25 protein-coding genes are annotated in these 24,958 nt (G+C 45.6%); 13 read left to right on the top strand and 12 right to left on the bottom strand.

Annotation, left to right across the window (positions count from 1 at the left end):
* Window positions 1-7: 7 nt before the first annotated feature.
* The 3 genes from SUN_RS08580 to hypF all read left to right on the top strand — a co-directional run bounded on the left by SUN_RS08580 (window position 8) and on the right by hypF (window position 4,801).
* Window positions 8-562 carry a HyaD/HybD family hydrogenase maturation endopeptidase gene (locus SUN_RS08580; protein ID WP_012083420.1) on the top strand — a complete coding sequence of 185 codons (555 nt, stop codon included), beginning with the start codon at window positions 8-10 and terminating at the stop codon, window positions 560-562.
* 22 nt (window positions 563-584) lie between these two features.
* Entirely contained in the window at window positions 585-2,510 is a 1,926-nt protein-coding gene (locus SUN_RS08575; protein WP_012083419.1) for a hypothetical protein, read from the top strand.
* A gap of 68 nt (window positions 2,511-2,578) precedes the next feature.
* Window positions 2,579-4,801, top strand: a complete 2,223-nt coding sequence (gene hypF / locus SUN_RS08570; protein ID WP_012083418.1) for a carbamoyltransferase HypF — start codon at window positions 2,579-2,581, stop codon at window positions 4,799-4,801.
* Here the strand turns inward: hypF and SUN_RS08565 are convergent, their stop codons facing one another.
* Together SUN_RS08565 and SUN_RS08560 are read right to left on the bottom strand one after the other, a co-directional pair.
* On the bottom strand, window positions 4,802-5,134 hold the full coding sequence (locus tag SUN_RS08565; protein ID WP_012083417.1) for a hypothetical protein: 333 nt from the start codon (window positions 5,132-5,134) through the stop codon (window positions 4,802-4,804).
* 65 nt (window positions 5,135-5,199) lie between these two features.
* Window positions 5,200-5,883 (bottom strand): MerR family transcriptional regulator, encoded by a 684-nt coding sequence (locus SUN_RS08560; protein WP_012083416.1) that lies wholly within the window; start codon window positions 5,881-5,883, stop codon window positions 5,200-5,202.
* A 98-nt stretch (window positions 5,884-5,981) separates the two neighbouring features.
* On the opposite strand from SUN_RS08560, the gene SUN_RS08555 reads away from it, so the two are divergent.
* Entirely contained in the window at window positions 5,982-6,512 is a 531-nt protein-coding gene (locus SUN_RS08555) for a carboxymuconolactone decarboxylase family protein (protein WP_012083415.1), read from the top strand.
* A 2-nt stretch (window positions 6,513-6,514) separates the two neighbouring features.
* The gene (locus SUN_RS08550) at window positions 6,515-6,958 is read left to right on the top strand and encodes a DsrE family protein (RefSeq protein WP_012083414.1); all 444 of its coding nucleotides are present in this window, start codon (window positions 6,515-6,517) and stop codon (window positions 6,956-6,958) included.
* Here the strand turns inward: SUN_RS08550 and SUN_RS08545 are convergent.
* The 3 genes from SUN_RS08545 to SUN_RS08535 are packed head-to-tail and all read right to left on the bottom strand — an operon-like array spanning window position 6,951 to window position 11,714.
* Window positions 6,951-8,609, bottom strand: coding sequence for a nickel-dependent hydrogenase large subunit (locus SUN_RS08545; protein WP_012083413.1), 1,659 nt, complete (start codon window positions 8,607-8,609; stop codon window positions 6,951-6,953). The two genes, SUN_RS08550 and SUN_RS08545, sit on opposite strands and share 8 nt — an antisense overlap.
* Complete coding sequence (locus SUN_RS08540) at window positions 8,606-11,026, bottom strand: hydrogenase small subunit (protein ID WP_012083412.1); 2,421 nt, start codon at window positions 11,024-11,026, stop codon at window positions 8,606-8,608. Before SUN_RS08540 ends, SUN_RS08545 begins: the two co-directional genes overlap by 4 nt.
* A gap of 31 nt (window positions 11,027-11,057) precedes the next feature.
* Entirely contained in the window at window positions 11,058-11,714 is a 657-nt protein-coding gene (locus SUN_RS08535; RefSeq protein ID WP_012083411.1) for a hypothetical protein, read from the bottom strand.
* Window positions 11,715-11,827: 113 nt separating this feature from the next.
* On the opposite strand from SUN_RS08535, the gene SUN_RS08530 reads away from it, so the two are divergent.
* From SUN_RS08530 to SUN_RS08495, 8 genes are all read left to right on the top strand, one after another.
* The gene (locus SUN_RS08530; RefSeq protein ID WP_012083410.1) at window positions 11,828-12,469 is read left to right on the top strand and encodes a hypothetical protein; all 642 of its coding nucleotides are present in this window, start codon (window positions 11,828-11,830) and stop codon (window positions 12,467-12,469) included.
* Between the two features lie 102 nt (window positions 12,470-12,571).
* Complete coding sequence (gene hypB / locus SUN_RS08525) at window positions 12,572-13,357, top strand: hydrogenase nickel incorporation protein HypB (protein ID WP_012083409.1); 786 nt, start codon at window positions 12,572-12,574, stop codon at window positions 13,355-13,357.
* 1 nt (window position 13,358) lies between these two features.
* A complete protein-coding gene (gene hypC, locus SUN_RS08520; RefSeq protein ID WP_012083408.1) occupies window positions 13,359-13,673 on the top strand; it encodes a HypC/HybG/HupF family hydrogenase formation chaperone in 315 nt (104 codons plus the stop codon).
* The gene (gene hypD / locus SUN_RS08515; RefSeq protein WP_012083407.1) at window positions 13,673-14,824 is read left to right on the top strand and encodes a hydrogenase formation protein HypD; all 1,152 of its coding nucleotides are present in this window, start codon (window positions 13,673-13,675) and stop codon (window positions 14,822-14,824) included. Before hypC ends, hypD begins: the two co-directional genes overlap by 1 nt.
* A gap of 202 nt (window positions 14,825-15,026) precedes the next feature.
* The gene (hypE, locus tag SUN_RS08510; RefSeq protein ID WP_012083406.1) at window positions 15,027-16,019 is read left to right on the top strand and encodes a hydrogenase expression/formation protein HypE; all 993 of its coding nucleotides are present in this window, start codon (window positions 15,027-15,029) and stop codon (window positions 16,017-16,019) included.
* Window positions 16,020-16,028: 9 nt separating this feature from the next.
* The gene (locus SUN_RS08505) at window positions 16,029-17,666 is read left to right on the top strand and encodes a hydrogenase maturation protein (RefSeq protein ID WP_012083405.1); all 1,638 of its coding nucleotides are present in this window, start codon (window positions 16,029-16,031) and stop codon (window positions 17,664-17,666) included.
* The gene (gene hypA / locus SUN_RS08500; protein WP_012083404.1) at window positions 17,659-18,000 is read left to right on the top strand and encodes a hydrogenase/urease nickel incorporation protein HypA; all 342 of its coding nucleotides are present in this window, start codon (window positions 17,659-17,661) and stop codon (window positions 17,998-18,000) included. The genes SUN_RS08505 and hypA overlap by 8 nt, the downstream gene beginning before the upstream one ends.
* Before the next feature lie 175 nt (window positions 18,001-18,175).
* Window positions 18,176-18,925, top strand: coding sequence for a DUF695 domain-containing protein (locus SUN_RS08495; RefSeq protein WP_012083403.1), 750 nt, complete (start codon window positions 18,176-18,178; stop codon window positions 18,923-18,925).
* Here the strand turns inward: SUN_RS08495 and SUN_RS08490 are convergent.
* The 7 genes from SUN_RS08490 to SUN_RS08460 form a co-directional block, all read right to left on the bottom strand.
* A complete protein-coding gene (locus SUN_RS08490; RefSeq protein ID WP_012083402.1) occupies window positions 18,915-19,448 on the bottom strand; it encodes a HyaD/HybD family hydrogenase maturation endopeptidase in 534 nt (177 codons plus the stop codon). The two genes, SUN_RS08495 and SUN_RS08490, sit on opposite strands and share 11 nt — an antisense overlap.
* Window positions 19,449-19,528: 80 nt before the next feature.
* Window positions 19,529-19,870: a P-II family nitrogen regulator gene (locus SUN_RS08485; protein ID WP_012083401.1), complete on the bottom strand. Its 342-nt coding sequence runs from the start codon at window positions 19,868-19,870 to the stop codon at window positions 19,529-19,531.
* A gap of 12 nt (window positions 19,871-19,882) precedes the next feature.
* The gene (locus tag SUN_RS08480) at window positions 19,883-21,055 is read right to left on the bottom strand and encodes an ammonium transporter (protein ID WP_012083400.1); all 1,173 of its coding nucleotides are present in this window, start codon (window positions 21,053-21,055) and stop codon (window positions 19,883-19,885) included.
* Window positions 21,056-21,630: 575 nt separating this feature from the next.
* Window positions 21,631-21,972, bottom strand: a complete 342-nt coding sequence (locus SUN_RS08475) for a P-II family nitrogen regulator (protein ID WP_012083399.1) — start codon at window positions 21,970-21,972, stop codon at window positions 21,631-21,633.
* Window positions 21,973-22,106: 134 nt separating this feature from the next.
* A complete protein-coding gene (locus SUN_RS08470) occupies window positions 22,107-23,414 on the bottom strand; it encodes an ammonium transporter (RefSeq protein ID WP_012083398.1) in 1,308 nt (435 codons plus the stop codon).
* Window positions 23,415-23,518: 104 nt separating this feature from the next.
* Window positions 23,519-24,220: a hypothetical protein gene (locus SUN_RS08465; protein ID WP_012083397.1), complete on the bottom strand. Its 702-nt coding sequence runs from the start codon at window positions 24,218-24,220 to the stop codon at window positions 23,519-23,521.
* Window positions 24,201-24,935: a helix-turn-helix domain-containing protein gene (locus SUN_RS08460; RefSeq protein WP_012083396.1), complete on the bottom strand. Its 735-nt coding sequence runs from the start codon at window positions 24,933-24,935 to the stop codon at window positions 24,201-24,203. Before SUN_RS08460 ends, SUN_RS08465 begins: the two co-directional genes overlap by 20 nt.
* Window positions 24,936-24,958: the final 23 nt, after the last annotated feature.

Below are 24,958 nucleotides of genomic sequence, written 5' to 3'. Positions count from 1 at the left end.
TAACAGCTTGTCACATCATAAAGTAGCATTGATAGGCATCGGGAACATCATGTTCCACGATGAAGGACTTGGTGCCTATCTTGTCAAGTATATCGAAGAGAACTATTACCTGCCGGAAAACCTGACTGTGATCGAGGGCGGAACGCTCGGCTTTACTCTGATGACCTACTATCAGGAATATGATAAGATCATCATAGTGGGAACCGGTTCCAAAAACGGTGAGGTCGGAACAATCCACAGTGAATCGGCCGATGAGGTGATGGCACAGGGTGCTACGCGCCAAACAGCCAATGAAGTCGAGATCACGATGATGCTTGAGATCTGCTCTTTTCATGAAGATATGGGAGAAGTACAGCTCATTACGATGATTCCGGAAGACATCATAGATGTACGTAATGGTCTGACACCTTCTGTGCTGAAACATATGCCAAAGCTTGTAGAAGCTACGCTTGAAGAATTGGAAAGATCGGGTATCGTGTTGCAGAAGAAAGAAAAGAACGAGATTTCTTTTGAAACGATCATCGACGACTATGCCAATCCGATTGCACCCAAACCATTTTAATCCAATTCTACCAAGGATATCCATGTATTTTATCTTCGAGATGGAATTCGCCTCGAACAAAACCTATATTTCTGATCTTATCGCAGTTTACAGCAATGCATTTGGTATCAATAATGAAGTGATACAATCAAAAAAACATATTTCGATCATTTTCAATAAAGAGGATGAGAAGATAGAGCCATTCCTGCTTGGGCTGAACGACACTCTGCCTGCATCTATTTTTCTTGGTAAGAGTCGGCATTATTTTTCTGAAAAGAAACCAGAGGTCACCAAGATCAAAAAAATCAGTATGCCCCTGAATATTTCTTTATGTCCAAGCTGTCAAAAAGAGATGTTTGATGTCAGCAGCAGGCGCTACTACTATCCATTTACTTCCTGCAATTCCTGTGCTTCACAGCATCCTTTTATGACAGCATACCCTTATAAAAGAGCTAACAGTACCATGAAGTTCCTTGTGCCTTGTGATGCCTGCCATCAAGAGATGAAGAACAATCCTTTGCGTAAGGATTATCCCCTGATTTCCTGTGTGGACTGTGGGATCTCGCTAAAGATGAATGATGGAAAATCCGAGCGTTATGCCAATGACAAGGGAAGTTACCGAAAACTTTTTGAGGTGAGTGCCGCTGCTATTAAAAAAGGCAAGAGTGTTTTGATGAAGACTGCCAACGGATACCGGAAATTCTACTTTCCTTCCGGTGGGACACCATTGGAGGGGAGTGTCCTTCTGATGGCTGACGCCAAGGGACTCAATGAACACTTGATGATGGTTACGCAGGAGTTCAATGCACTCATGAGCATAGAGCGTCCTCTCCTACGTGTCTCTACCAAGAGTGATGTATTGAAGGCGCTCTATGGTTCAACGGTATTGGTCAAATATCCTGATGATGGGATGACCATGCTTTTGGCACGGGAACTGATCAATCACGGGATGACCTATGTCTCGTATGTCGAATGCGAGGAGGATGAAGCGGCGGATTTCCTTGTTGACTTCGATATCCCCATAGAACCGCAGAGAGATTCGAAACTTTTCGTCAATCAGGATATGAAATTCTATATCTCCGGTGAGAGAGCGGTATTCCCTTCGGTTGTCGAGGAAATACGTGATGTCGTATCTGTCGCACATGATCTGGCTGCCGTCCGGATGGATGAGGTTATGCTTATCGATGCCATGGAACGGTTCGATTCGATACGGACTGCAAGACTGAATGTGCTGGAAGGGGAGAAGTTCGAGAGCGGACATCGGAATGAAAAACCCTTTCCCCAGTGGAAAGGATCCATGATGTCCGTGCTGGCTGAGCATGGAGTACTGGGAGAACAGGCCATAGGGATCCATTTTGACAGTTCGCTCTACTTCCTTTACTACAACAGGAAAGAAGTGATCAATGCCGTACCACCGAATCCATTTGAAGCGGACCATCTTTTCGAACACATAAGCGCGCTGAGGGAAGGTTCGGACAGACTGGTCGTCAATTACCGTAAAGCCTACCCGAAGATCTGCGAAAGACTGGACAGTCTAAATGGAGATGTCGATATCTTTACCGTCACCGCTATTATGCTTGGGCTCAAAGAAGAGAGCTTCGAAGGCATATCGGCTGAAGCACTGAGCTTTTTGGGTAAAGGCGGCATACAGATAGACACCCGTGTGAACAATAACCGTTTTGACAATTATGCTTTTCTGGCCAGTATCATGAGCTATCAGCTTGGTACCGTGGAGAGTACACTGATGTGCTACAGTATATATGAATCGTTCGGGGATTATATTGCCGAGGTGGTGTCTCAGCTTCTTGAAAAGACCAAGGCGAAAAATGTGACACTGACCGGTGAAACATTTGCCAATCAAGCTCTCTATGCTAGAATACAGAGACATATGGGAACAAGGAATCTGCTTTTCCCTGTGAATTATCCTATTGGCAAGGAGTGTGCGGTATATGGAGGGATCTACCTTTAGAATTAAAAATGAGAAATTAAAAATTAACAATGAAGGTAGGTATTGCTGCGCAATACTTTTATGGTTGAATGAATACATATAAAATAGAGATTGAAGGTACGGTGCAAGGAGTAGGCTTCAGGCCTTTTATATACAGTCTTGCTGCCCGATTTAACTTGAAGGGTAGCGTACTGAACGGAACGCAGGGTGTGGAGATCGTTATCAATGCTACATCAGCTGACTTAGACAATTTTCTTCAGGCTATCAAGAATGAGCTTCCTCCTCTTGCTTCCATTGATCACATACGAACCACAGAATTGCCTTTGGAACAGTTTCAGGATTTTCAGATCATAGCAACAGAGGATGGGGGCGAAAAAACAGTACGTATCCCTCCTGATGTGAGCATCTGTAAAGCATGCGAAAAAGAACTTTTTGACCCAACTGACCGTCGTTACGGCTATCCGTTCATTACCTGTACCCACTGTGGTGTACGATACTCCATCATCTATGACCTTCCCTACGATCGGAAAAACACATCCATGAAGTTCTTTGAGATGTGCGAAATGTGTACCAAAGAGTACAATGATCCGCTGGACAGACGTTATCATGCTCAGCCGATTGGATGCTACCAGTGCGGACCGGGATTGTCCCTTTTGGACAATCAGTGTTCAGCGTTGAGTGTTAAGCGTTCAGAGATAATAGATATGGCATCACAGCTTTTATTGGACGGTAATATATTGGCTGTCAAAGGGGTGGGGGGATACCATCTGATGTGTGATGCAACGAATGAGGAAGCGGTAGCGAAACTTCGGGAGCGTAAAAGGCGGCCTTCCAAACCATTTGCGGTGATGGTTAAAAACATGGATATGGCGCATCAACTTGCAGTTATCTCTTCCAAAGAGGAAGCACTATTGGAGTCAAAAGAACGGCCGATCGTACTTCTAAACGCCAAACGCCAAACGCTAAATGCTCATGTCGCTCCGAATATCTCCCGTATAGGGTTGTTTTTACCGTATACGCCGCTTCATCTTCTTTTGCTTCACACGCTGAACCGTCCTCTGGTGGCTACATCCGCCAATGTCACCGATGAGCCCATCTGTACCGACAGGGAATCATTGGAGAAGCTCAGTGATGTCTATGACTACGTGCTGGACCATAACAGAAAGATCGTCAACGGATGTGATGATTCGGTGGTGATGGTGGTCCGTGAGCAGAAGGTCACACTCAGAAGAGCACGCGGATATGCACCGTCCAGTGTCAAGTTGCCTTTTAAGTTGTCCAAACGTGTACTGTCCATGGGGGCCAACCAGAAAAGCACCGTTGCCATAGGTTTTGACGACCAGGTGATCCTCTCGCCCCATATCGGAGATCTGGATAGCATAGGTTCGGTGGAGTATTATAAAAAGAACATAGGGACGCTGGAGCGTATTTACGGCTTTGAACCGGAAGTGATCGTGCACGATAAACATCCGCAATACGAATCAACCAAGGTAGCACTCTCTCTCAGCGCTCAACGCTCAACGCTCAATGCTGTTGCCGTGCAACATCATTATGCACATATCCTGGGTGTCATGGCTGAAAAAGGTATCGAGGGTAAAGTGCTGGGGGTAGCATTTGATGGTACCGGATATGGTGATGACGGCAATTTGTGGGGAGGGGAATTTCTTGTGTGTGACTATGAAGGATATGAAAGAGTGGCGCATCTGAACTACTTCAAACTCCTCGGGGGTGCCAAAGCTATAAAGGAACCAAGACGGATGGCTCTCAGCCTTCTTTTTGAACTGTACGGTAAAGAGGCTTTGGCTTTGCAACACCCTGTGCTGGATGCGTTCTCGCCTTCGGAACTGAGAACATATTACATTGCCTGGGAAAAGGGATTGAATGGCCCCTTGAGTTCCTCTGCTGGAAGACTCTTCGATGCAGTTGCTTCGCTGACAGATGTCTGTCATGTTATGAGTTTTGAAGGCGAGAGCGGTATGCTGCTTGAAGAATTGTATGATGGCAGTGTGGAAGGGTATTATCCGTTCGGTTATGATGACGGCAGGATAGATATTCTCCCTATGATCAAAGAGATCGTAAAAGAGTCTGATAGAACAGTGGCTGTTTCAAAGTTCTTTCATACTTTGGTAGAGATCATTATGACCATACATAAAGCGTTCGGCCTGCCACTGGTACTGAGCGGCGGCGTGTTTCAGAACCGTATCCTTTTGAACCTCATGATGGAACGGGTTCCCGATATATATTTCCTCAATCGTTTTCCCCCGAATGACGGAGGAATAGCCCTGGGACAGGCTGCAGCTATACTTTCCTGATCATTTCGGATCGCATCCGTTGGGTACCTTTCCGCCTATACCATAGATATAGCTGAAGTCGTAGAGATCGTTCCACTGTTTGTCACTGAATTTTGAAAAGTCCATAGCGGGGCATATCTTTTGGGCCTCTGCTCTAAAGGCTTTCGTCTCTTTGAGCTTTTCCCATTCATCCTGTGTATGTTTTCTGGCAAAGAGTGAACCGGCCATTTTACATTTCCGCTGCATTTTCTTCTTGTAGAGCCTGTGCCCTTTTTTTTCATTGGCCATTGTCACGGTAGGTGTTACCATCGTGCCAAAGATCGTCAGGGCGAGAAGGAGAGTCGTTTTTTTCATTGTCTATTCCTATAGTGATTTGTAAAACGTTAAGTTAAACTTATCGTTATTGTAATGGAATTTTCTTAAGATCTATTGGCTATTTCGTTTTTCAGTGCTTCAAGGAAGGTTTTGTAGGTCTGACGCTTGAAAATATAATCCTTTGCATTGAAGAGTGTTTCGAACATGATCTTCCACAGTGTAGAAAAATTCCGGTTGTTCCTGACACTGCAGAGCTGTGTCTGCATCATGTTTTCGAGCTGACTCAGTGCTTTGGCGTGATAGACGTAGGACTTCAGAACAGTGTAGTCTATGCCTACTTCCCTGAAATGTTCTACAAGGCTGACGATGGAAGCATCCTTTTGGGTAAAATCGTCTTCTCTGACAGGAGTAACGATCTCATCCTTTAATAGTCCTTCAAGGAGCTCTGGATCGATATTGAAAGTTTGAATGAACGTATCTTTCGTGTAATGCTGCATCTCTGCCTTGACCCCGCTGAGTGTGTTCATAAGCGGTTCGATCATGGAGGAGGAGCTTGAAAGAGACCGGTCTCTGTTCTGAAGTGCATACCTGATCTCTTCATTGCTGCTACCAAGATGCTCTTTCATGTATTTGATGTATTTGAGCAGTTCAAGATGTTCGTCACTATACCGGTGTACATTCGATTTCAGTTTTTTTGCTTCGGGCAGCAGACCTTCGCGTATATAGTAAAGGATCGTCGATTTCGGGGTACCTGTTTTGCTGACAAGTTCGGAGATCTTATATTCCACTGTGGCCCTTTTTTCAATAAAGTATTAAGAATTATACCCTATAATTGCTAAATCGTTAAGTTAAACTTTACGTTTTAAATAATAATCAAGGAGTGACGATGGCATATATTGACCTGCCCGAATTCGAAGAGATGAGCCCTGCAGTACAGGAAAAAGCAAGACCGATCATGGAAAAGACAGGAAAGCTGGGAGAGATATTCAAACTGCTTGCCATTGACGAGAAAATTTACTTTGCGACAGATGCGATGGTACAGGGGTATCTTCTGGACGAAACACATCTTTCCTATGATATCAAGGAGGCAATCGCATTGCTGATCTCCAAAGAGAACAGCTGCAAGATGTGTGTGGATGTCCACAAAAGTATCGCAAAGATGCTTGGACTCAGCGATGAGAGAATAGAAGAGATCCTGAAGGGGGTCGAAGCGATCGATACAGATGAGAAAGAGAAAGCGCTTTTGAACTTCTGCATCCGGGCTTCGCAGAAAGACAATTACAAGATACAGAAAGAAGATATCGATATGCTCAAGGAGATGGGATGGAGTGATGAGGAGATCATCGAGGCAGTTGCGATCACCGGATACTTCAACTATATCAATACGCTTTCCAATGTATTCGGACTGGGTGCGTAGCCATGCGTATTTTTCTTTTTATCGGTCTTCTATCTGTGCTACTGCAGTCCGGGGAGTACAAAGCGGTATTTGACTGTAGCTCGAGCGATGCGGATTATATCAAAAGTCGTATGTGGCTTGTGGGCAAGACGATCGATATGATAGAAAAAAAGGGGGACAAAGCCGATTTCGTTATCACCTTGCATGGCGGCTGTGTATCGATGGTCTCCAAAGAGTACAAGGAGTTTGTAGATGACGATGACGTGGAAGCTATAGCCAAAGCACAGGAGCATCTTAAAACACTGGCAACCCGGAAAAAAGTGAAAGTGATCGTCTGTGCCATGTCCCTTGATGCCAATGCCATAGAGCGCAAAGAGGTATTGCCTTTTGTCGAGATCTCTCCCAACAGTTTCATAGATACGATCGGATATCAGAACAAGGGTTATGCACTGATGACCTTTAAGTGATCATGTAGCGGCCCAATGCTCTGTCTCTTGCATCGATCACATGCACGGCACAGGCCAGACAGGGGTCGAATGAGCGGATAACCCTGAGTGCTTCGATCGGTTTGTCCGTATCTTCTATGGTAATGCCTATGAGGGCTTCTTCATAGGGGCCTCTATGTCCGTCCCGGTTCTTGGGAGTGGCATTCCAGGTGGTGGGCGCGATGACGGAGTAGTTGGCTATTTTTTGCTCTTTAATGCTGATAAAGTGTGAAAGAAGGCCTCTGGGTACTTCAACGAAGAATTTTCCTTTTGCTGTTTTGGGCAGTGATTCAAAATCGTATCTTCCCCATGTTTCGGTATCGTAATAGGTGATGTTCTGCAGCAGATCGCTAACGAATCTGAAGAGATACTCCGCAATATACTGTGTTTCTATGGCCCGGGCGGCATTCCTTCCCACTGAAGTGGAGAGATCGATGAGCTCAAGCCCTGTTTCACTCAGGAAGCCGTCCACATAGAGTTTCATGCTTTGGCTGCCTTTGGCATAGCTGACAAGCAGCCTTGCCAGAGGGCCGCACTCCATGGTTTTCTCTGCATAACGCGGCGCTTTAATCCAACTGTATTTGTCGCTTACCTGTTCCGTTTTAAGTGTACCGTCTTCATTGAGATCGGTGTAGCAGGGTGTCTGCGGATCACTCTCCTCATACCAGGCTCGGTCCACATGTTCAGTGATCTTCTCTGGATCAAAGGGCTTAACTTTATCAAAATCGTGTCCGAAGATCACTCCGCTTTCAAAAAGGGTTCCGCCGTTGAAGTCATATCCTCCCACGGAGATGAAGTTGCCATTTGCTCGTCCTCTGCCTTCTTTGATCTCTTCACGGTATGCAGTTACAAGCAGTTTCATATCAGGCAGATAGGCTCTGTCGATGAACTCTTTTGCCTCTTTGATGATGAAAAGATAGTCGTTGACCCTGGCCGGGTCGAGCATATCCTTTACACTGGTGATACCTCCCACGACAATGCTTTGGGGATGGGGTGTCTTGCCGCCGAAGATGGCAACCGCCTTGGAGATACTTGTCTGGAATTTGAGCGCATCGAGATAGTGCGAGAGCAGAATGAGATTCTCTTCGGGACTCAGTTTGTAGGAGGGGTGTCCCCAGGAGGCATTGGCGAAAGGCCCCAGTTTTCCTGCGTTAACAAAGTTTCGAAGCTTGTTCAGAACCTCATCATAATGTGCCTGTGAATTACGAAAGGGATCATCCGAATATCTGCGTGCTACTTCCACTGCTTGTGCCGGATTTGCTTCAAGTGCCTGCGTCACATCGACGAAATCGAGTGACTGCAGATGGTAGAAATGCACCACATGGTCCTGAATAAAGAGGGCTAGTGCCATGAGTTCCTTAATAATCTTCGCGTTTGCCGGGACTTCGAGTCCGTAGGCATCTTCTACACAGCTTACTGCGGCACGGAAGTGAGAATTGGTGCAGACACCGCAAATACGCCCTGCCATCAAGCCGGCATCTCTGGGATCCCTGTTTTTGAGGATGGTTTCTATACCGCGGAAAAGCTGGCCGCTGGCATAGGCCTCCTGTACAGTGTTTGTTTCATTTACTACTACTTCGATGCGTAAATGTCCCTCGATGCGTGTGACCGGGTCTATAACGATCTTTTTCATTTTTCACCTTCAGTTGAGATCTTTCTTTCATGTGCGTAAGTATCGAAAAAGTTCTTCTCCGTACATGCCATACATCCATGTCCTGACTGTACCGGCCAGCTGGTCCCACTGTTGAATTTGACTGTTGGACAGTTGGTAAAAGCATAGGGGCCTTTGCATCCCATCTCGAAGAGGCACCATCCTTTTTTCGCACCTTCGTCTCCCCACTCCTTGACGAATTCCCCAAGCTCATAGTGTCCGCGTCTCTCACAATTATCGTGAATACGTCCCTCATATGCCCAGAGCGGTCTGTTGTTTGCATCCAGTGCCGGAAGTTCATCGAACATCAGGTAATGCAGCAGTGTACCTACAATATTGACAGGATTGGCAGGACAGCCGGAAATGTTGATGACATCCTCTCTCCCAAGTGCTTCTCCTACCCCTACGGCACCGGTAGGATTGGGAGCGGCGGCCACCACACCGCCGTCATAGGCACAGCTTCCCACGGCCATCACGAGTGTGGCATCTTTCGCACATCGTCTCAGCAGGGCAGCACCTGTCTCTCCCTGTGTCCCGATGCGCAGGAATTTGCCCTCCATGCCAAGCGGGACAGCCCCTTCGACGATGAGGATATACTTTCCTTTTTCCTTTTTGATGATAGACTCAAGCAGACTTTCACTTGCATCGGAAGAGGCACTCATGATCAGTTCATGGTAATCCAGAGAGATATAGTTGAATATCAGTTCTTCGATGGAGGGGTGAGTGGATTTGATGAAGGCTTCAGAGTTACCCGAACAGTCGCTTAGTTCCAGCCAAATGATGGGAATCCTGTTGAGTGTCGTTACAGCATCTCCGACATATGTTTCAAAGCTGGGATGCAGCTGCATGGAGGCGGTCACCATGGATACCCATCGGTTAAATGCCCCTTTGTCCTCATCAATGGCAGCAAGAGCACTCTCCAGATGTTTTTTGTCGAGTTGGTTGTGAGGGTGCAACCGGTTGAACTTCTCGATGCGTTTTTCTATTTTCTGCAGTATGGTTTCCCTCTTTTTCTCTTCAGGGGTTTTCGTGATCAAGTTCGGATCGATGAGGTGTTGTGATGCTTCTATGATCCCTATGACACTCTGCCGGCACTTGCCGCACACCCTGCCGGCCTGGGTGAAATCTTTGAGTGCATGAAAATCCCTGATACCGTTCTGGGTAATGATATCGACAAGATCCTGATAGTAGAGATGTTCGCAGCTGCAGATAAGCCGTCCCTTTTCACTGCTAAGTCTATTCTCATAAAGACTTTCAAGATCGACATTCTCTTTAGAGCCTATTATGCTTTCAATATAGCCGACATCCATGTTCGAGTTCAGTCCGATGAATCGGGTAAGTCTGTTCTCACAGATGTAAAGTTCATCAACTCTCTTTTGCTCAGGGGCATTCAGTATGACCTTCTCAAAGTGCTCGTCAAACCAAGGTGCTCTGGCATCTACCAGCTCGAAACTACCTACTTTGAGCATATCTGTGGTAATGCTTTCTTCAAAAGGGATCAGCTCCAACTCTAGAAGTTTCGAAAGAGCACTTTGTGCCTGCATAGTACATGCTCTGACATGCCCTGCAATAAAACCGCTCTCCTTGATCTGTGCGCACTCTCCCACTGCAAATATGTGGGGATCGGAAGTCTGCATGAAACGGTCGGTCAGAATGCCTCTGTCGCATTCAAGTGTATCTCTTGCAAAATCGATATTGGGAGTGATACCGATACCGTAGATGATAAAGGGATTTTTGTAAAGATCTTTCTTGGTACGGACTTTCGTGATCATTTGATCTTCTATGCTTGTATCAATTATCTTGTCTTCATAAGAAATATGTACTTTACCGCTTTCCCCATAGGCAGACTCGATGATCTTGATCGATTCAGCGCTGAGTGTTCTGTCATAGAGAAAATTGTGTCTAACAAGCAGGGTAATATATTCCGCTTCTTCCATATGGACCAGTGTTTCAAGAAGCTCCAGGCCAATAGGTCCTGCACCGACGAGCAGCACTTCTTTTCCTTGGATGTTTTGGGCTATTTTGAATGCTTCATCGGTAGATCTGAACACCGTGGCATTCTCGATACCGTCAAGATTGAAAGGCGCTTTGGCGATTGATCCGGTCGCGATGATCAACTTGTCATAACTGAACATGCTGTTTTGTGAAAAGATCTGTTTCTTTTCTGTATCGATCCTTTCGATCTTTTGGTTTAGTTCCAGTCGTACTGTCGGATCGAGGGGAAGTGTGATATCATCAAGATCTTTGGAATGGTCCACAAGACTACAGAGATGGATCCGGTCGTAGGGTGGGTAGGGCTCTGCACTCACAATGAGTACATCATGCTGTGCTGCCGTTTCTTTGATACGGTTGGCAAGATAGACTGCTGCGATCCCGCCGCCTATGATCACGATCCTCATTGTTTACTGCCTTTTTGAGTATTTAGGGTTATTAGAGGTGCCCTAATCTTTTTTCTATTATATCACAATGAGATGATGTTTCTAATCTGTTAAAGCGCCACTCTGCCTCTTTGAGGTAGAAGATGAACCTTTCATCACTGATACCCTTGAATTTGACGATGAAGTTCTCAAAATATTCCCAGAAACTGCGTATGGTGGAGCGTTCGGTGGAAAGTTTGGATATGGTGTGATAGCGGAGGTATTTCTCAAGGAGTTTCTGCTCGTCCCTTTTGTTTGGATCGAGTCCAAGTCTGGAGATGGAAGGCATCATAAGGTTATAGACCCTGCCTTCATAGGCAAGGGTGAGAAAATGCTGGACTTTCCCTATGTTTTCATGGGGGTCTAGACTTTTTGGAAGATAAAGATACTCATCATAAGCAGACACTTTATCACTGTTGTGCTGATACAATTCATCACAGTACAGAGCGATATTGTTTCGGAATATGTCATAATACCTTTGCACGGTAGCGAAGTGCATGCCGGTTTGAAGTGATGCTTCTCTTGCTGTAGCACCTTCAACAAAAAGTCTGTTGAGCGTTTCTTCCCGTTTAACTTTTTGGGAACTGAACTTTCTTTTGCATTTGCTGCATTTTCGCTGCTTGTCTTTCAGGAGGTAGGTATAAGGATGGCCGCAATAGATACATTTCATAAAACAGTATAAACTTTTAGTCCTTAAAATAGAGTAGAAATTGATTTTTTAATTTGAAGTTAATCAAAAAAGACTACTATAGTGAATAATCATTCACTGTAAGGAGGACACTTATGGAACTGTCACTGCTTTTGATCTTCTGGTACGGGATATTGCATGCATTCGGACCAGACCATTTAACGGCGATAGCTGATTTCTCCATAGGAAAGAACAAGAAGAAAACACTGCTCATCACCTTTCTTTTTGCCATCGGGCACGGTGTCAGTCTATTTGTATTTGCCAAAATACTGCAGCATATAGATATTTCCGACAAGATCCTGGCGTATGGTGACATCATCTCTGCTTCTGTGATCATCGCTATGGGTGTCTATCTGCTTTTTATGGTAGCGACTGACCGTATCCATCTTCATAAGCATATGCATGACGGTCAGGAACACATTCACATTTGGTTTGGTAGGTCACATAAACATGATGATGCCGTTGTGGAAAGCTCTTCCTTTACGATGGGCTTGCTGATGGGTGCCGGAGGTGTACGGGGAATGCTCATTACGTTGGGTGCAGTCGGCAGTGGGAATGTTAACTTTGCCATGATCGGAGCTTTTACGGCAGGTGTGATGCTGATATTTGTAGGTTTCGGACTGGTGATTCTTTATCTCAATGAGCACTTTCTTGGAAACATCGCCAATGTCAGACGTGCCTTTGCAACGGCTGGAGTGATCTCTTTGGCTGTCGGTACGAACATATTGATAGGATAGATGATGTAGGGTGCTGTCTCCTGACGGCACCTTTGATACGAAAAAGAAAAATGCTGCTGTGAGGGCACAGCACCCTATAGTGATTAAATAAGGAGAGACTAAATGTGTACAGACTGCGGATGTAGTATAACGGACAATACAATGGCGCATAGCCACGATCATGAGCATTCCCATGATCACAGCGGGGAGCATCAGAAGGCGCACGAGCATCTGCATCATAACCCCCAGCTCAATGATGCCAAGACCATTTCGGTGATCCAGAAGATACTGGACAAGAACGATCATGAGGCGGAACATAACAGGGCACATCTCGAGAAAGCAGGTGTGCTGGGTATCAACCTGATGAGCTCTCCGGGTTCAGGAAAGACGACACTGCTTGAGTATCTGGCTGATGTGGCACCTTTCAAATTCGGAGTGGTAGAGGGTGATCTGGAGACCAATAAAGATGCGGACAGACTCAAAGCCAAAGGGATCATTGCCGAGCAGATACAGACAGGATCGGCATGTCATCTCGATGCTTTTATGGTGCATAAAGGACTACACCATATCCCGCTTGAAGAGGTTGACGTCCTTTTTGTAGAGAATGTGGGAAATCTCGTCTGTCCTGCAAGCTATGATGTGGGAACGCACCTGAATATCGTACTGGTCTCCATACCGGAAGGTGAAGACAAGATAGCCAAATATCCGGTAATGTTCCGTCAGGCAGACCTCATACTCATTACCAAAACAGACCTGCTGCCGCACTTCAAATATGATATAGAAGCTGAGAAAAAAGAGGCAAGACGTATCAAGCCCAATGTGGACATTCTGGAAGTGAACATCAACGATATTGATTCAGTCAAAGCAGTAGCAGACTGGATAGAGTTTAAGCGAAAAATGAGAGGTTAATATGTGTTTGTCAATTCCAAGCAAGGTAGTCAAGATATCTGAGGACAAAACCATGTGTACGGTCGACACTATGGGAGTTCAAAGAGATGCCAATCTGATGATGATGGACGATGACGATGTGAAAGTAGGGGATTATGTCCTGCTTCATATCGGTTTTGTGATGAACAGGATCGATGAAGAGGAGGCTTTGGCTTCCATTGATACCTATAAAGAAATACTTGAGATCATGGATGAGGAGGAGCGCAGGCGGGCTATACTTGAAGATGACGAGTGTGAAGCACGGGGTGAACAGTATGCCGAGGAGATTCAAAGCTGATGGCAGAACTTGAACTCAAGAACCTTTATGACGATTTCCGTGACGGGAAGACCCTGAAAGCCTATGCCAGGATCATTGCTGAAGATGCCGAAAAACTGGAACGTCCCATCAATATTATGGAGGTCTGCGGAGGGCATACACACAGCATTATGAAGTTCGGACTGCCGCAGCTTATGCCGGAGAATATCAACTTTATTCACGGACCGGGATGCCCTGTCTGTATTATGCCAAAAGAGCGTATTGACCATGCCTATGTACTTTCACAGCAACCGGATGTCATCCTGGTGACTTTGGGAGATATGATCAAGGTTCCGGGAAGCAACGGCAGTCTGCAGGATGCCAGGGCAAAGGGAGCGGATGTTCGTTTTGTTTATTCTCCCATGGAGTGTATCAAGATCGCGCAGGAGAACCCGGACAAAACTGTCATTTTTTTTGCCATAGGGTTCGAAACCACGACACCTATGACGGCTGTCCTGCTCAATCAGGTCATCCAGCAGGATATTCCAAACATTCTTTTTCACATTAACCATGTGACGGTACCTGAAGTAATGAAAGAACTCATTGACAGCCGTGATGTGCATGTAGACAGCTACAACAACAAGATCGATGCCTTTTTGGGGCCAAGCCATGTCTCCGTCATTGCCGGAAGCAAAATCTATGAGCCATTTCCAAGAGAGTACGGACGTCCGGTTGTTGTCTCCGGGTTTGAACCGGTTGATGTGATGGAAGGTATCAGTATGATCGTAAAGCAGTTCGTAGAGAAGAGATGTGAACTGGAAATACAGTACAAAAGGGTTGTGACCGAAGAGGGTAACCTCAATGCACAAAAGCTTATCGATACCTATTTTGACAAAGTAAGTCTCTTCCGATGGCGTGGGCTTGGTAATGTGCCTGACAGTGGACTCAAGCTCAAAGAAGCGTTTGAAAAGTACGATGCAGAGATCCTTTACAAGGATGTATTGCCTATCGCCGAGATAGAGGACCACAAGCTTTGTATCTGCGGAGATATTCTCCGGGGCATGGCGAAGCCTCCGGAGTGTACCATTTTCGGTACGGCCTGTAAGCCTACTACACCCATCGGCTCCTGCATGGTAAGTTCTGAAGGGGCCTGTGCGGCCTATTACAAATATGGAAACCTTATCACGTCGTGAAATGAGTAATGAGGAATTTTGGAATGCATTGTTTTGCAATGCCCTATTAATTACACGAAGTGTGTTTTGTTGTGGTGAACGACCTTGAAAGCGAAGCGATTCGAGAGCCACAACGCTTTTTTGTTTCGTTTTTTCTAAAAAAATGAAGAGATAAACAACACCTCGGTTTGGATAAAAGGTAGTTTGAAAAAATGGAGAAATCATGAATAAAACAATTACGATCGCCCATGGTAACGGCGGTGAAGAGAACAACGAACTCATTAAAAACATTTTTTATAAACATTTTGAAAATGAGATCCTGTCCAAAAGCGAGGATGCGGCTGTCATAGAAGAGGGCAGATTGGCATTCACTACGGATTCCTTTACGGTCTCTCCGCTTTTTTTCCCAGGAGGGGACATAGGGAAACTGGCGGTTTGCGGTACCTGTAACGACCTTGCCATGATGGGAGCCAAGCCGAAGTACCTGACCTGTTCTGTCATCATTGAAGAGGGATTTTCTTCCCGTGAACTGGAGAGGATCGTGCGAAGCATGAAGAAGGAGCTGGAGACCAACGGTGCGATGGTAGTGAGTGGTGACACGAAGGTAGTACCCAAAGGCTCTGTGGACAAGCTTTTTATTAACACAACGGGTATTGGAGCGATCGAACAGAAAGGCATTTCCGCTTCCGCTTTGAAAGAGGGGATGAGCATTCTTGTCAGCCGTGATGTGGGTGCACATGGGGCGACGATATTTGCTGCCAGAGAGGGTATCGAGCTGGAAAGTTCGCTTGAGACGGACTGTGCTTCACTTTATCCGGAGGTCAAAGCTTTGATGGATGCTGGTATAAACATTGTTGCACTGCGTGATGCTACACGCGGCGGTGTGGCAGCGGTACTCAATGAATGGGCAAGAAGTTCGGATGTCTGTATCGAGATTGAAGAGGAGAACGTGCCGGTACAGGAGCAGGTAAAAGGGATTTGTGAAATGCTCGGGTTTGAAGCGGTCAATCTCGCCAATGAGGGTACATTCGTACTGGTGATTGACAAAGAGGATGAAGCCAAGGCTTTGGACGTGCTTCTGCAGGCCCATGAAACCTCTGCTGTGATCGGCAGGGTTTCAATGGAGCATCAAGGGCGTGTCCTGCTGAATTCTTCCTGGGGAACGAAGCGTTTCCTTGATCTGCCCACAGGTGAACTTTTGCCGAGAATTTGCTAAGAGGCCCAAATGAAAATCCTGCTTCTTGTTTCTGCTTTCAACTCTCTGACCCAGGCGGTCTATACTGCTTTGCTTGACAGGGGAGATGAAATTGCTGTTGCCTATGCAATCAGCGAAGAGCAGATGCTGGAAGAAATCGGGGCATTCGCGCCTGAACTGATCCTGTGCCCCTTTTTGAAACAATATATTCCACCAAGTATTTACGAGAATTATGCTACCTTTATTTTTCATCCCGGGCCCAGAGGTGACAGAGGGCCCAACGCGCTGGAGTATGCCCTGCAAAGTCATACGAAAGAGTGGGGGGTGGTGATATTGAGAGCCAATGAACTGTATGACGGTGGGGACATCTATGCCGAAGTGCCTTTTAATGTACGTGACACCTACAAGGCTTCGCTCTACAGACAGGAGGTGACACAGGCTTCACTAAGAGCCTTGGAATTATTTTTCGAAAACCTTGCACAGAAGAGGAAAGAGCTGCAGATCCTCAACCCTATCCATAAGAAGTTCACACAGAAGGACAGAGCCATCGACTGGGAGAAAGATACGACCCGGACGATCATTGAAAAGATCTATCTGAGTGACAGTCTGCCCGGTGTTCTCGATGAGATACTGGGTATTCCATGTTATTTGTATGGTGTATGGAAAGAGGATGAATTTCGGGGAAGCCCCAAAGAGATCCTTGCAAAACGTGATGGGGCTATCTGTCTGGGAACGATAGATGGTGCAGTATGGATAAGCCATTTAAAAGAGCCGGGAAAGTTCAAACTGCCGGCCACCTATGTACTCAAAGAGAAACTCAAGGGGGTCAAAGAGGAACGTCTGCCGCTGCTGTTTGACAAATCGTATGAAACATTTTATGAAGTGAGCGTGGAGAAACGAGACAATGTTGCCTACCTCTGTTTCAATTTTCACAACGGTGCCATGAATGCGGAGCAGTGCATACGACTCAAATATGCCGTTGAGTATCTCAAGAATGAATGTGATGTCCTTGTGTTGGTCGGCGGTATGGATTTTTTCTCCAACGGGATACATCTGAACATTCTTGAAGACAGCCGGAAACAGGGAGAGGACGGCTGGGCGAACATCAATGCGATGAACGACCTTGTCAGCTCCATACTTTATGCCGACGAGGTGGTGACCGTCGCCTCTTTTGCCAGAAATGCCGGAGCGGGGGGTGTCTTCATGGGACTGGCCTGCGACTATGTTGTCGCAAAGGAAAGGGTGGTTTTCAATCCTCACTACAAAACACTTGGACTCAGCGGGAGCGAGTACCATACCTATACACTTCCGGGACGTGTGGGCAAAGCAATGGCGGAAAAACTCCTGGATGAGTGCCTGCCCGTATCTGCCCAAAGAGCCGAAGAACTCGGGATGCTCGATAAGGTATTTGCACATGAAAACTATTACGAGGAACTTTACACCTTTGCGCTCTCCTGTTACGATGACGACTTTCTGTGGGGGAAACAGGAGTACCTTGAAGCGAACAGGGAGAGGATAGAAGCACTGAAAGAGAAGGAGTTGGCCGTGATGCATCCCGAATTCTGGGATGAAGAGAGTCCGTTTCACACGTTGCGCAGAGAGTTCGTCTACAAGCTCTGTCCACGGCAGACGCCTCAAAGACTAAAAAGAGGGAGAAAAGATGCATGAGTACAGCGTAGTACAGGCACTGCTGAACCAGTGTGAAGAAGTGGCGGAGGAGAATGATGCTGAAAAGATCACCAAAGTGGTCTGCAAGATCGGTGTGATGAGCGGGATAGAGAATCATCTGCTGCAGGTTGCTTTTGATACATTCAAGGAGGGTACCATGTGTGCAGAGGCGGAATTCATCGTCAATGAACAGAGACTCAAACTTGAATGCAGGGATTGCGGTCATGTTTTTGAGACTGATGAAATACGGTACTATTGTACCGAATGTGAGAGTCTCAGGGTTAAAGTGCTTGATGGGGAAGATATGTATTTGATGAGTCTTGAAATGGAATAACGTTGTGTTGTTTAATTTTACTTCCTCGTGAATTGAAGATGAGGTGTTGTTTCTCTCTTCATTTTTTTAGAAAAAAACGAAGCAAAAAAATTGTCTCTACTCTCGAATCGCTTCGCTTTCAAGGTCGTTCGTAGAGACAAGGCACACTATGTGTGATTAAAAAAAAAGGAAAGAAATGCAAGAATATTGGGAATTATATATGAAGAATCTGGAGGGGAAACCGGCGTCAATATTGTTCAATGCGGGAATATCTATGGAGATAGATGCGATCAAATATATCTATCTGCAGATCGCATTTGTGAAGGTAAAGCTCAAGGAGCCGAATGAAAGAGGGCTTCTGGGTGAGGAGGAGCAGCCGGAGATCGCCTATATGGAAGATAAGCTTGAAGCCTCTTTGATCAAATTCCGTATAGGGAAGTATGTCGGGCGTGTGATCTCTGACGGGTATGTGACCTTTCTTTACTATCTGCAATTCACCTTTAACTGGCAGGATTTTCTCGAATATGCGCTGAACGAGTTTGAAAGTTACGAGATCAGCAGTGGTTATCAGGACGATGCCGAATGGAGCTATTACCAAAAACTGCTTTATCCGACACCCAGGGAGTGGCAGATCATACAGAACCATAAAGTGTGCGATCAGATGAGAGCCAAAGAGGATAATTTGCATCTTCCCCGGGCCATTGAACATAAAGCTTTTTTCCAAAGTGAATACAAAAAAGTTGATCTCATTGAGAGGTTAAAACAAGAAGGATTCAAGATACAGGATGAGATCAGTAATGAAGAGGGATACAAAGGGATCTCTTTCTACCGTATCAACAAGCCCTTTTATCATGATATAGATGAATTGACACTCTGGCTCATCGATCTTTTGGAAGCATATGATGCTCACTATGACGGCTGGGAGACGAGTATCGTCAAGTCATAATACCAGAAGGGTCCCTGGCCTGCATGATGATACTTTTCAGAGACATTTTTTCTTCTTTGGGAATGGCAAAGACCTGCTGCTTTTCCAAAAATCGCAAAGCGGTGTTTATATAGTCTGAAAAAGAAGCCTTAATCGGATCGCTCAAGGCTATGTCGAAAGTCACTTCATGGGGAATGATACCAAGTACCGTAGCTTCCGGCACAGGTCTACCCTGAAGTTCCAGCATATCAAGACACTGGATCACCCCTATCTCATGGGCGCCTCCGCTGTTAAGCCCATAGCCGGAAAGTGCTTGAGCCGGAATGAGATAAATACTTCCGGGAGCATCGTCGATGTGTATAGTATCGAGTATGAGGATGTCGTCGTTTTCCATAAAGAGGTTGAGAAGGTTGATGCCTTCTACCCCGCCGTTAACGATCTTCACCTCTTTGGAAAAGTCATAATTCTCTTTGAGATAGGCTGCGGCATAGACACCCAGTCCGTCATCTTTTTGCAGGACATTGCCTATGCCGAGTATTGTCATAGAGTGGGGTCCTTTTTTATCAGTACTATAGAGAGAATTTTATGGTAGCTTTTCATTAGCATTGCAGAGATATCCAGTCTCTATAATGCTTCCTCATCCTCTTCTTCGGTTCTGATACGGATGGTTTTGGAGATGTCTGAGACAAAGATCTTTCCATCACCGATCTTACCTGTTTTTGCAGAGTGCATAATAGCTTCAACTGCTTTGTCCGCGAACTCCTGCGAACTTACCACTATTTCGATCTTTACTTTCGGAATGAACTCTACAACATACTCCGCTCCTCTGTAGAGTTCTGAGTGTCCCTGCTGTCTTCCGTATCCTTTGACCTCGGAAATGGTCATTCCTTCTATACCTGCTTCGACAAGTGCCTCTTTGACATCGTCCAGTTTGAACGGTTTGATAATGGCTTCAATTTTTTTCATTTAATGTACTCCTTATATACTGCGTTTAAATTCTGGGTAGGCTTCCATACCGCATTCGATGGCATCGATACCTTCGAGCTGTTCATCATCTTCCGCACGTAACTGAAAGACCTTGTTGATACTGTAGATTATAGCAAATGATAGTGGAAAAACAATAGCAGCTACAACCAAAACACCCTTGAGTTGAGCCATAAAACTCACATCAGCGAAAATACCCACTGCCAGTGTTCCCCAGATACCATTGACAAGGTGTACGGAAAGTGCACCCACAGGGTCGTCCATTTTCAGTTTGTCAAAGATCGGAACGAAGAGCACGACCAGTGCCGCACCGACAGCACCGATGAGAATAGGAGTGTAAATGTTATAAAGGTCTGGGCCAGCTGTAATCGCAACCAGGCCGCCCAGTGCACCGTTGAGGATCATTGTGATATCGAACTTTTTGTAGCGGAAGTAGGTAAGCAGCCATGCGGTGATGGCTCCGGTCAGTCCGGCTGTATTGGTGTTCATGATGGTCAGTGCCACGGCATCTGCATTCTCTTTGCTTGAGATAGCGCCTACGGATCCACCGTTAAAACCGAACCAGCCTATCCAGAGTAGAAAAGCTCCCAGTACCACGAGGGGAATGTTGGAAGCAGGGATGACTTTGATAGCACCATTCTTTTTATAGCGTCCGCGTCTTGCTCCCATGATGAGAATGGCAGCTACCAGTGCCCAGCCGCCGGTAGAGTGTATGACGGTCGATCCGGCAAGATCGTGCATACTGGAGATATCAAGGAAAGTACCGGAGAGGAAATTGGCTCCCCAGGTAATATTTACGATGGTAGGGTAGAGGAAGGCGCCAACAATGACTGTAAAAATTACCAGTGGAATAATGCGTGAACGTTCACTCACCCCACCGCTCATAATATTTACAACCTTGCCGACAAAGGCCATCTGGAACAAAAAGAAGGCATATTTGTTAATGCTGTCCTGGTGCTCCCAGCTTCCAAAAGCGTATTTGTAGCCGATAAGCAGAAAGGACATTGAAGCAACGGCATAGATCATGGTGTTGACCGTAAGCACAGACGTCACATTCTTTGTTCTGACCAGTCCGGCTTCAAGCATCGCAAAACCGGGCACCATCAGAATGATGAGGGTCATGGCAAAGAGTGAGAAAAACGTATCTATAACGTAATGCATTTCCATAGTTGTCTCCTAAAAACGTAAATGTTACGGGCACCTCTAATACCCCTAGATGCTCATAACATCTCTAGCTTTTGTCTAGGCTAGGCACTCTTTTGAAGGCCTAGCCGCGTAGCTAAGTCGAAAAAGAGTAACGACGCATAGGCGAAAGCTAGTGATGCCCACAGGGTGGGCTTTGCAAACACGATCTTTCACAAGATACTTACTTCGTCTTAGCTTTGGCTAGGACTTGAAAGCCTCTTGCAAAATCTCACATTTGCAAAACCCATTATGAGTATCTAGGGGTATTAGAGTTGCCCGTATGTAAGTGTATCAGGTAAGCAGATGAAAAGATAGTAGAAATTGATTAATAGTTAAGCACAAAAGAGAAAATTTTGATAGGTTTAAGTGTATGTTTGCTTAATTTTTAATCACCTTGGTGGGTGTGACAGGGAAGAGATTCCTTCTCAAGAAGAGATAAGAGTGCCTTTTAGACACTCTATAGTGACATCCAGTCACTATAGGGCATTTCGTAAGTACCCTAAAGACAGATGGTTTGCAATGATGCTTTTCGTCAGCTTTATAGAGACATATAGTCTCTATAAAGCTTCCTCATCCTCTTCATCCGTTCTGATACGGATGGTTTTGGAGATGTCGGAAACAAAGATCTTTCCGTCACCGATCTTGCCTGTTTTGGCAGCGGTTTTGATCGCTTCGATCGCTTTGTTGAGGTACTCCTCACCACTGACAACGATCTCCAGTTTGATCTTGGGGATGAACTCAACTACATATTCGGCACCTCTGTAAAGCTCGGAATGCCCCTGCTGTCTTCCGTAACCTTTTACCTCGGAGACCGTCATCCCTTCGATACCGGCATCGACCAATGCTTCTTTTACATCATCCAGTTTAAACGGTTTAATGATCGCTTCGATTTTTTTCATTTTTCTTCCTTAAGTATTTTTCTTTATTGGAATATAAATTTAAGACTATATACGCAACCAGCTGCCTGAATCTGCTGTTGAAGCAAACTCAGCGTTCGCGCAGTGAAGCAGGGCTTTGCCCTGACCACGTTATATTATAAATTCATTCCTTTTTCTCCGTGTACCGACTCGTCAAGACCCATCTCTTCGTTCTCAGCCGTGACTCGCGCGCCACCTGTCAAAGCACTAGCTATGTAGTAGACCACAATCGTACCGATGAGTGTCCAAAGACCGACAACCACTACTGATTCTACCTGGACCATGAACTGCCCCATTCTGTCTCCGCTCTCTTTAAGCGGACCGTCCCAGAGAAGTTCTTTGTCATTCAATGCAAGGAAACCGGTTGCAAGTGCACCCCAGAGACCAGCAAGGAAGTGTATACCGAAAGCATCGAGAGAATCATCATAACCCAATTTCTTTTTGAGTGCTACAACACCGAAGAAAGCAATGACAGATCCGAAGATACCAACGATGAATGCACCGCCGACACTTACGAAACCGGCAGCCGGTGTAATGGCAACAAGACCCGCAATGATACCTGATGCAATTCCAAGTAGTGTTGGTTTTTTATAGACAAACCACTCTATAAGCAACCATGTGACACCTGCAGCAGCTGTTGCAACTGTTGTTGTCAGTACGGCAAGACCTGCAATGGCGTTCGCACCGAATGCTGAACCACCGTTGAATCCATACCAACCGAACCAGAGCAGTGCTGCACCGGCAGCAGTGAAAATGATACTGAAAGGTTTCATAGCGATTTTTGGGTATCCGGCTCTTTTACCTACGAGGATCGCAAGTACGAGTCCAGCCAGACCACCGTTCATGTGTACAACTGTACCACCGGCAAAGTCAAGTGCTCCTGCATCAAAGAGAAGGGCTCCGTCTCCACCCCATACCATGTGGGTAATGGGTGCATACACGACCAGACCCCAAAGGGCTACGATGATCATCCATGTAGAGAACTTCATACGGCCGATGACCGAACCTGAAGCGATGGCAACTGTGATCGCAGCAAATGTACCCTGGAATGCAACAAATACGTACGTAGGGTATGTACCGCTCAGGTCAGTCCATTTTGTTTCGCTAAGAAGAATGTTCCCAAGACCACCGATGAATTTCTGAATGCCTGCGCTTTCAGCTGTACCGAATGCAATGGAATATCCTGCAACGATCCATACGACAAATGCGAGTACGAAAGCACCCATGACCATTGCGTAAGTGTTCAGTGCATTCTTGCTTCTTGTCATACCGGCATAGAAAAGGGCCAGTCCCGCCGGTGTCATAAGAAGTACAAGCGCGGTGGAGATCATCATCCATGCTGTATCACCCGAATCGAGTTTATCTGCTGCCGAAGCGGCAATAGGCATCAATGATGCCAGTAGAGCGAAAAGTTTCAACTTCATGCTATTTCCTTTAAATGTTTAATTACAGGAAGTATCATAGCATGGCTGTGATATTTTTCTTTCGATTAAGTGATTAATTTTTAATCAATATCTTTTCAGATAGATCATTGTATAAGAGGTATATCAAGTTTGATAGTATTCTCTCTAAGATAGGCTGCGATATGACTTTGCTCGGCAAGTGTCCTGATTTCATTGTCCGCATCAGTATATCTTCCGTTGGCTTCTATGGCAAGTTGGACGATAGATTCTTTTTTGTCTGCAATGATCACATGTTCACCGATGAGAAGTTTAAGTGTGATACTGATGGAATCTGAAGATCTGAATGCATCAAGTACTTTACGCAGCAGTTTGGAAAACTTGTTCTGGTCTGTTTTGAAAGCCGGGATATCCTGGTCGGTCAGCAGTTGAAGACGGTTTTGGTTTTTGGTTTTGAAGAGTGCGATGTTCGCTTCAAGTAGTATGTTGATATCCGTTGTGATCAGTTTGCCGGTCTCGAGTGGTGCAGAAGGTTTGGCTCTTGGTGCATTGTAAAGTCGCAAAGAGATATATTCTTCATTCTCATACCCGACCGTTACGGCATAGAAGTTGAATGTATCATAGTTCAGATTCACGGTAGTTGTCTTGTAGCCAAATGACTGGGGGGCATAGGCCAGTGCAATATCGTAGAGTTCCTGTTTCGATACATACCCGAAAAGGATCTCAGCAGCATTGTTCAGATAGAGGATCTTTCCCTGGTTGCTGAAAAGTATGAAGGGACTGTTGTCCCACTCCACAAAAGGCTGAAAATCAATCGATATCGTGTTCATGGATCTTCTTTCTCAGTGTATTTCTGTTGATGCCCAGAACCTGTGAGAGCTGCAGCTGGGAGCCGTACTTTTTCAATCCTGCTTCGATGAGGGGTTTTTCATAGAGTTCCAGATACTCTTTGTAGGTATTGTTCCCTTCCATCTGTTCGAGCATATAGTAGTAAACAGCATCCTTAATGCTTTGTTTGTCCATGGTACGAATGGTCAGGTAACGATAGACCGCTTTTTTAAGGCTTTTGCTGTTGTGGCTCAGGTCCATGGGTATTTCAGTAATATCTGCCGGAAGTTCTTCTATCATCAGGTCATTTTTGGCTTTATCGATGAAAATATCTCTGATGTACCGGGCATCTTCGGAACGTTCTTTGAGTGAAGGGAGCATATAGATGAAGGCAAAAAGTGCATCGATGGTATTGTAGTTGCCAACAAAATTGGCAGTGGCGATGATACGCTTATTGTCAAATTTCAGTGTTTCCTGATTGCCCAGTTTCTCAAAATCGGTGATGATCAACTCATCATGTTCTTCCAGTGCAGCCTCGACCACTTTCTGCTCCTTGCCCGAGACCATCGGTGCATCCGGAAAAAGATAGCGTGCAAGTGTTTTTTTACCCGTATTGGCTTCTCCAATGATAATGGATGAGACAAAAAGGGTCTTGGTAAGGTTGAACCCTTTGATGATATTCTGTATCTGATCTGACTTGGTGAAAAATTGTTCCATAAAAGTACTTTTTTTATAAATAA

Origin of the sequence: Sulfurovum sp. NBC37-1 (assembly GCF_000010345.1) — a bacterium.
Taxonomy (GTDB): Bacteria; Campylobacterota; Campylobacteria; order Campylobacterales; family Sulfurovaceae; genus Sulfurovum.
The sequence above is the reverse complement of the archived record's forward strand: the minus strand, read 5'-3'. Positions and strand labels throughout refer to the sequence as shown.

Excerpts from the sequence above, each read along its gene's own strand:
- SUN_RS08545 (WP_012083413.1), bottom strand. The coding sequence starts at position 8,609 with ATGAAAAAGATCGTTATAGACCCGGTCACACGCATCGAGGGACATTTA.
- hypD (WP_012083407.1), top strand. The coding sequence starts at position 13,673 with ATGGCAGAACTTGAACTCAAGAACCTTTATGACGATTTCCGTGACGGG.
- SUN_RS08575 (WP_012083419.1), top strand. The coding sequence starts at position 585 with ATGTATTTTATCTTCGAGATGGAATTCGCCTCGAACAAAACCTATATT.
- SUN_RS08535 (WP_012083411.1), bottom strand. The coding sequence starts at position 11,714 with ATGAAATGTATCTATTGCGGCCATCCTTATACCTACCTCCTGAAAGAC.
- hypC (WP_012083408.1), top strand. The coding sequence starts at position 13,359 with ATGTGTTTGTCAATTCCAAGCAAGGTAGTCAAGATATCTGAGGACAAA.
- hypE (WP_012083406.1), top strand. The coding sequence starts at position 15,027 with ATGAATAAAACAATTACGATCGCCCATGGTAACGGCGGTGAAGAGAAC.
- SUN_RS08540 (WP_012083412.1), bottom strand. The coding sequence starts at position 11,026 with ATGAGGATCGTGATCATAGGCGGCGGGATCGCAGCAGTCTATCTTGCC.
- SUN_RS08470 (WP_012083398.1), bottom strand. The coding sequence starts at position 23,414 with ATGAAGTTGAAACTTTTCGCTCTACTGGCATCATTGATGCCTATTGCC.
- SUN_RS08485 (WP_012083401.1), bottom strand. The coding sequence starts at position 19,870 with ATGAAAAAAATTGAAGCCATTATCAAACCGTTCAAACTGGACGATGTC.
- hypF (WP_012083418.1), top strand. The coding sequence starts at position 2,579 with ATGAATACATATAAAATAGAGATTGAAGGTACGGTGCAAGGAGTAGGC.
- hypA (WP_012083404.1), top strand. The coding sequence starts at position 17,659 with ATGCATGAGTACAGCGTAGTACAGGCACTGCTGAACCAGTGTGAAGAA.
- SUN_RS08480 (WP_012083400.1), bottom strand. The coding sequence starts at position 21,055 with ATGGAAATGCATTACGTTATAGATACGTTTTTCTCACTCTTTGCCATG.
- SUN_RS08475 (WP_012083399.1), bottom strand. The coding sequence starts at position 21,972 with ATGAAAAAAATCGAAGCGATCATTAAACCGTTTAAACTGGATGATGTA.
- SUN_RS08490 (WP_012083402.1), bottom strand. The coding sequence starts at position 19,448 with ATGACAATACTCGGCATAGGCAATGTCCTGCAAAAAGATGACGGACTG.
- SUN_RS08530 (WP_012083410.1), top strand. The coding sequence starts at position 11,828 with ATGGAACTGTCACTGCTTTTGATCTTCTGGTACGGGATATTGCATGCA.
- SUN_RS08465 (WP_012083397.1), bottom strand. The coding sequence starts at position 24,220 with ATGAACACGATATCGATTGATTTTCAGCCTTTTGTGGAGTGGGACAAC.
- SUN_RS08550 (WP_012083414.1), top strand. The coding sequence starts at position 6,515 with ATGCGTATTTTTCTTTTTATCGGTCTTCTATCTGTGCTACTGCAGTCC.
- SUN_RS08460 (WP_012083396.1), bottom strand. The coding sequence starts at position 24,935 with ATGGAACAATTTTTCACCAAGTCAGATCAGATACAGAATATCATCAAA.
- SUN_RS08495 (WP_012083403.1), top strand. The coding sequence starts at position 18,176 with ATGCAAGAATATTGGGAATTATATATGAAGAATCTGGAGGGGAAACCG.
- SUN_RS08505 (WP_012083405.1), top strand. The coding sequence starts at position 16,029 with ATGAAAATCCTGCTTCTTGTTTCTGCTTTCAACTCTCTGACCCAGGCG.
- SUN_RS08565 (WP_012083417.1), bottom strand. The coding sequence starts at position 5,134 with ATGAAAAAAACGACTCTCCTTCTCGCCCTGACGATCTTTGGCACGATG.
- SUN_RS08555 (WP_012083415.1), top strand. The coding sequence starts at position 5,982 with ATGGCATATATTGACCTGCCCGAATTCGAAGAGATGAGCCCTGCAGTA.
- hypB (WP_012083409.1), top strand. The coding sequence starts at position 12,572 with ATGTGTACAGACTGCGGATGTAGTATAACGGACAATACAATGGCGCAT.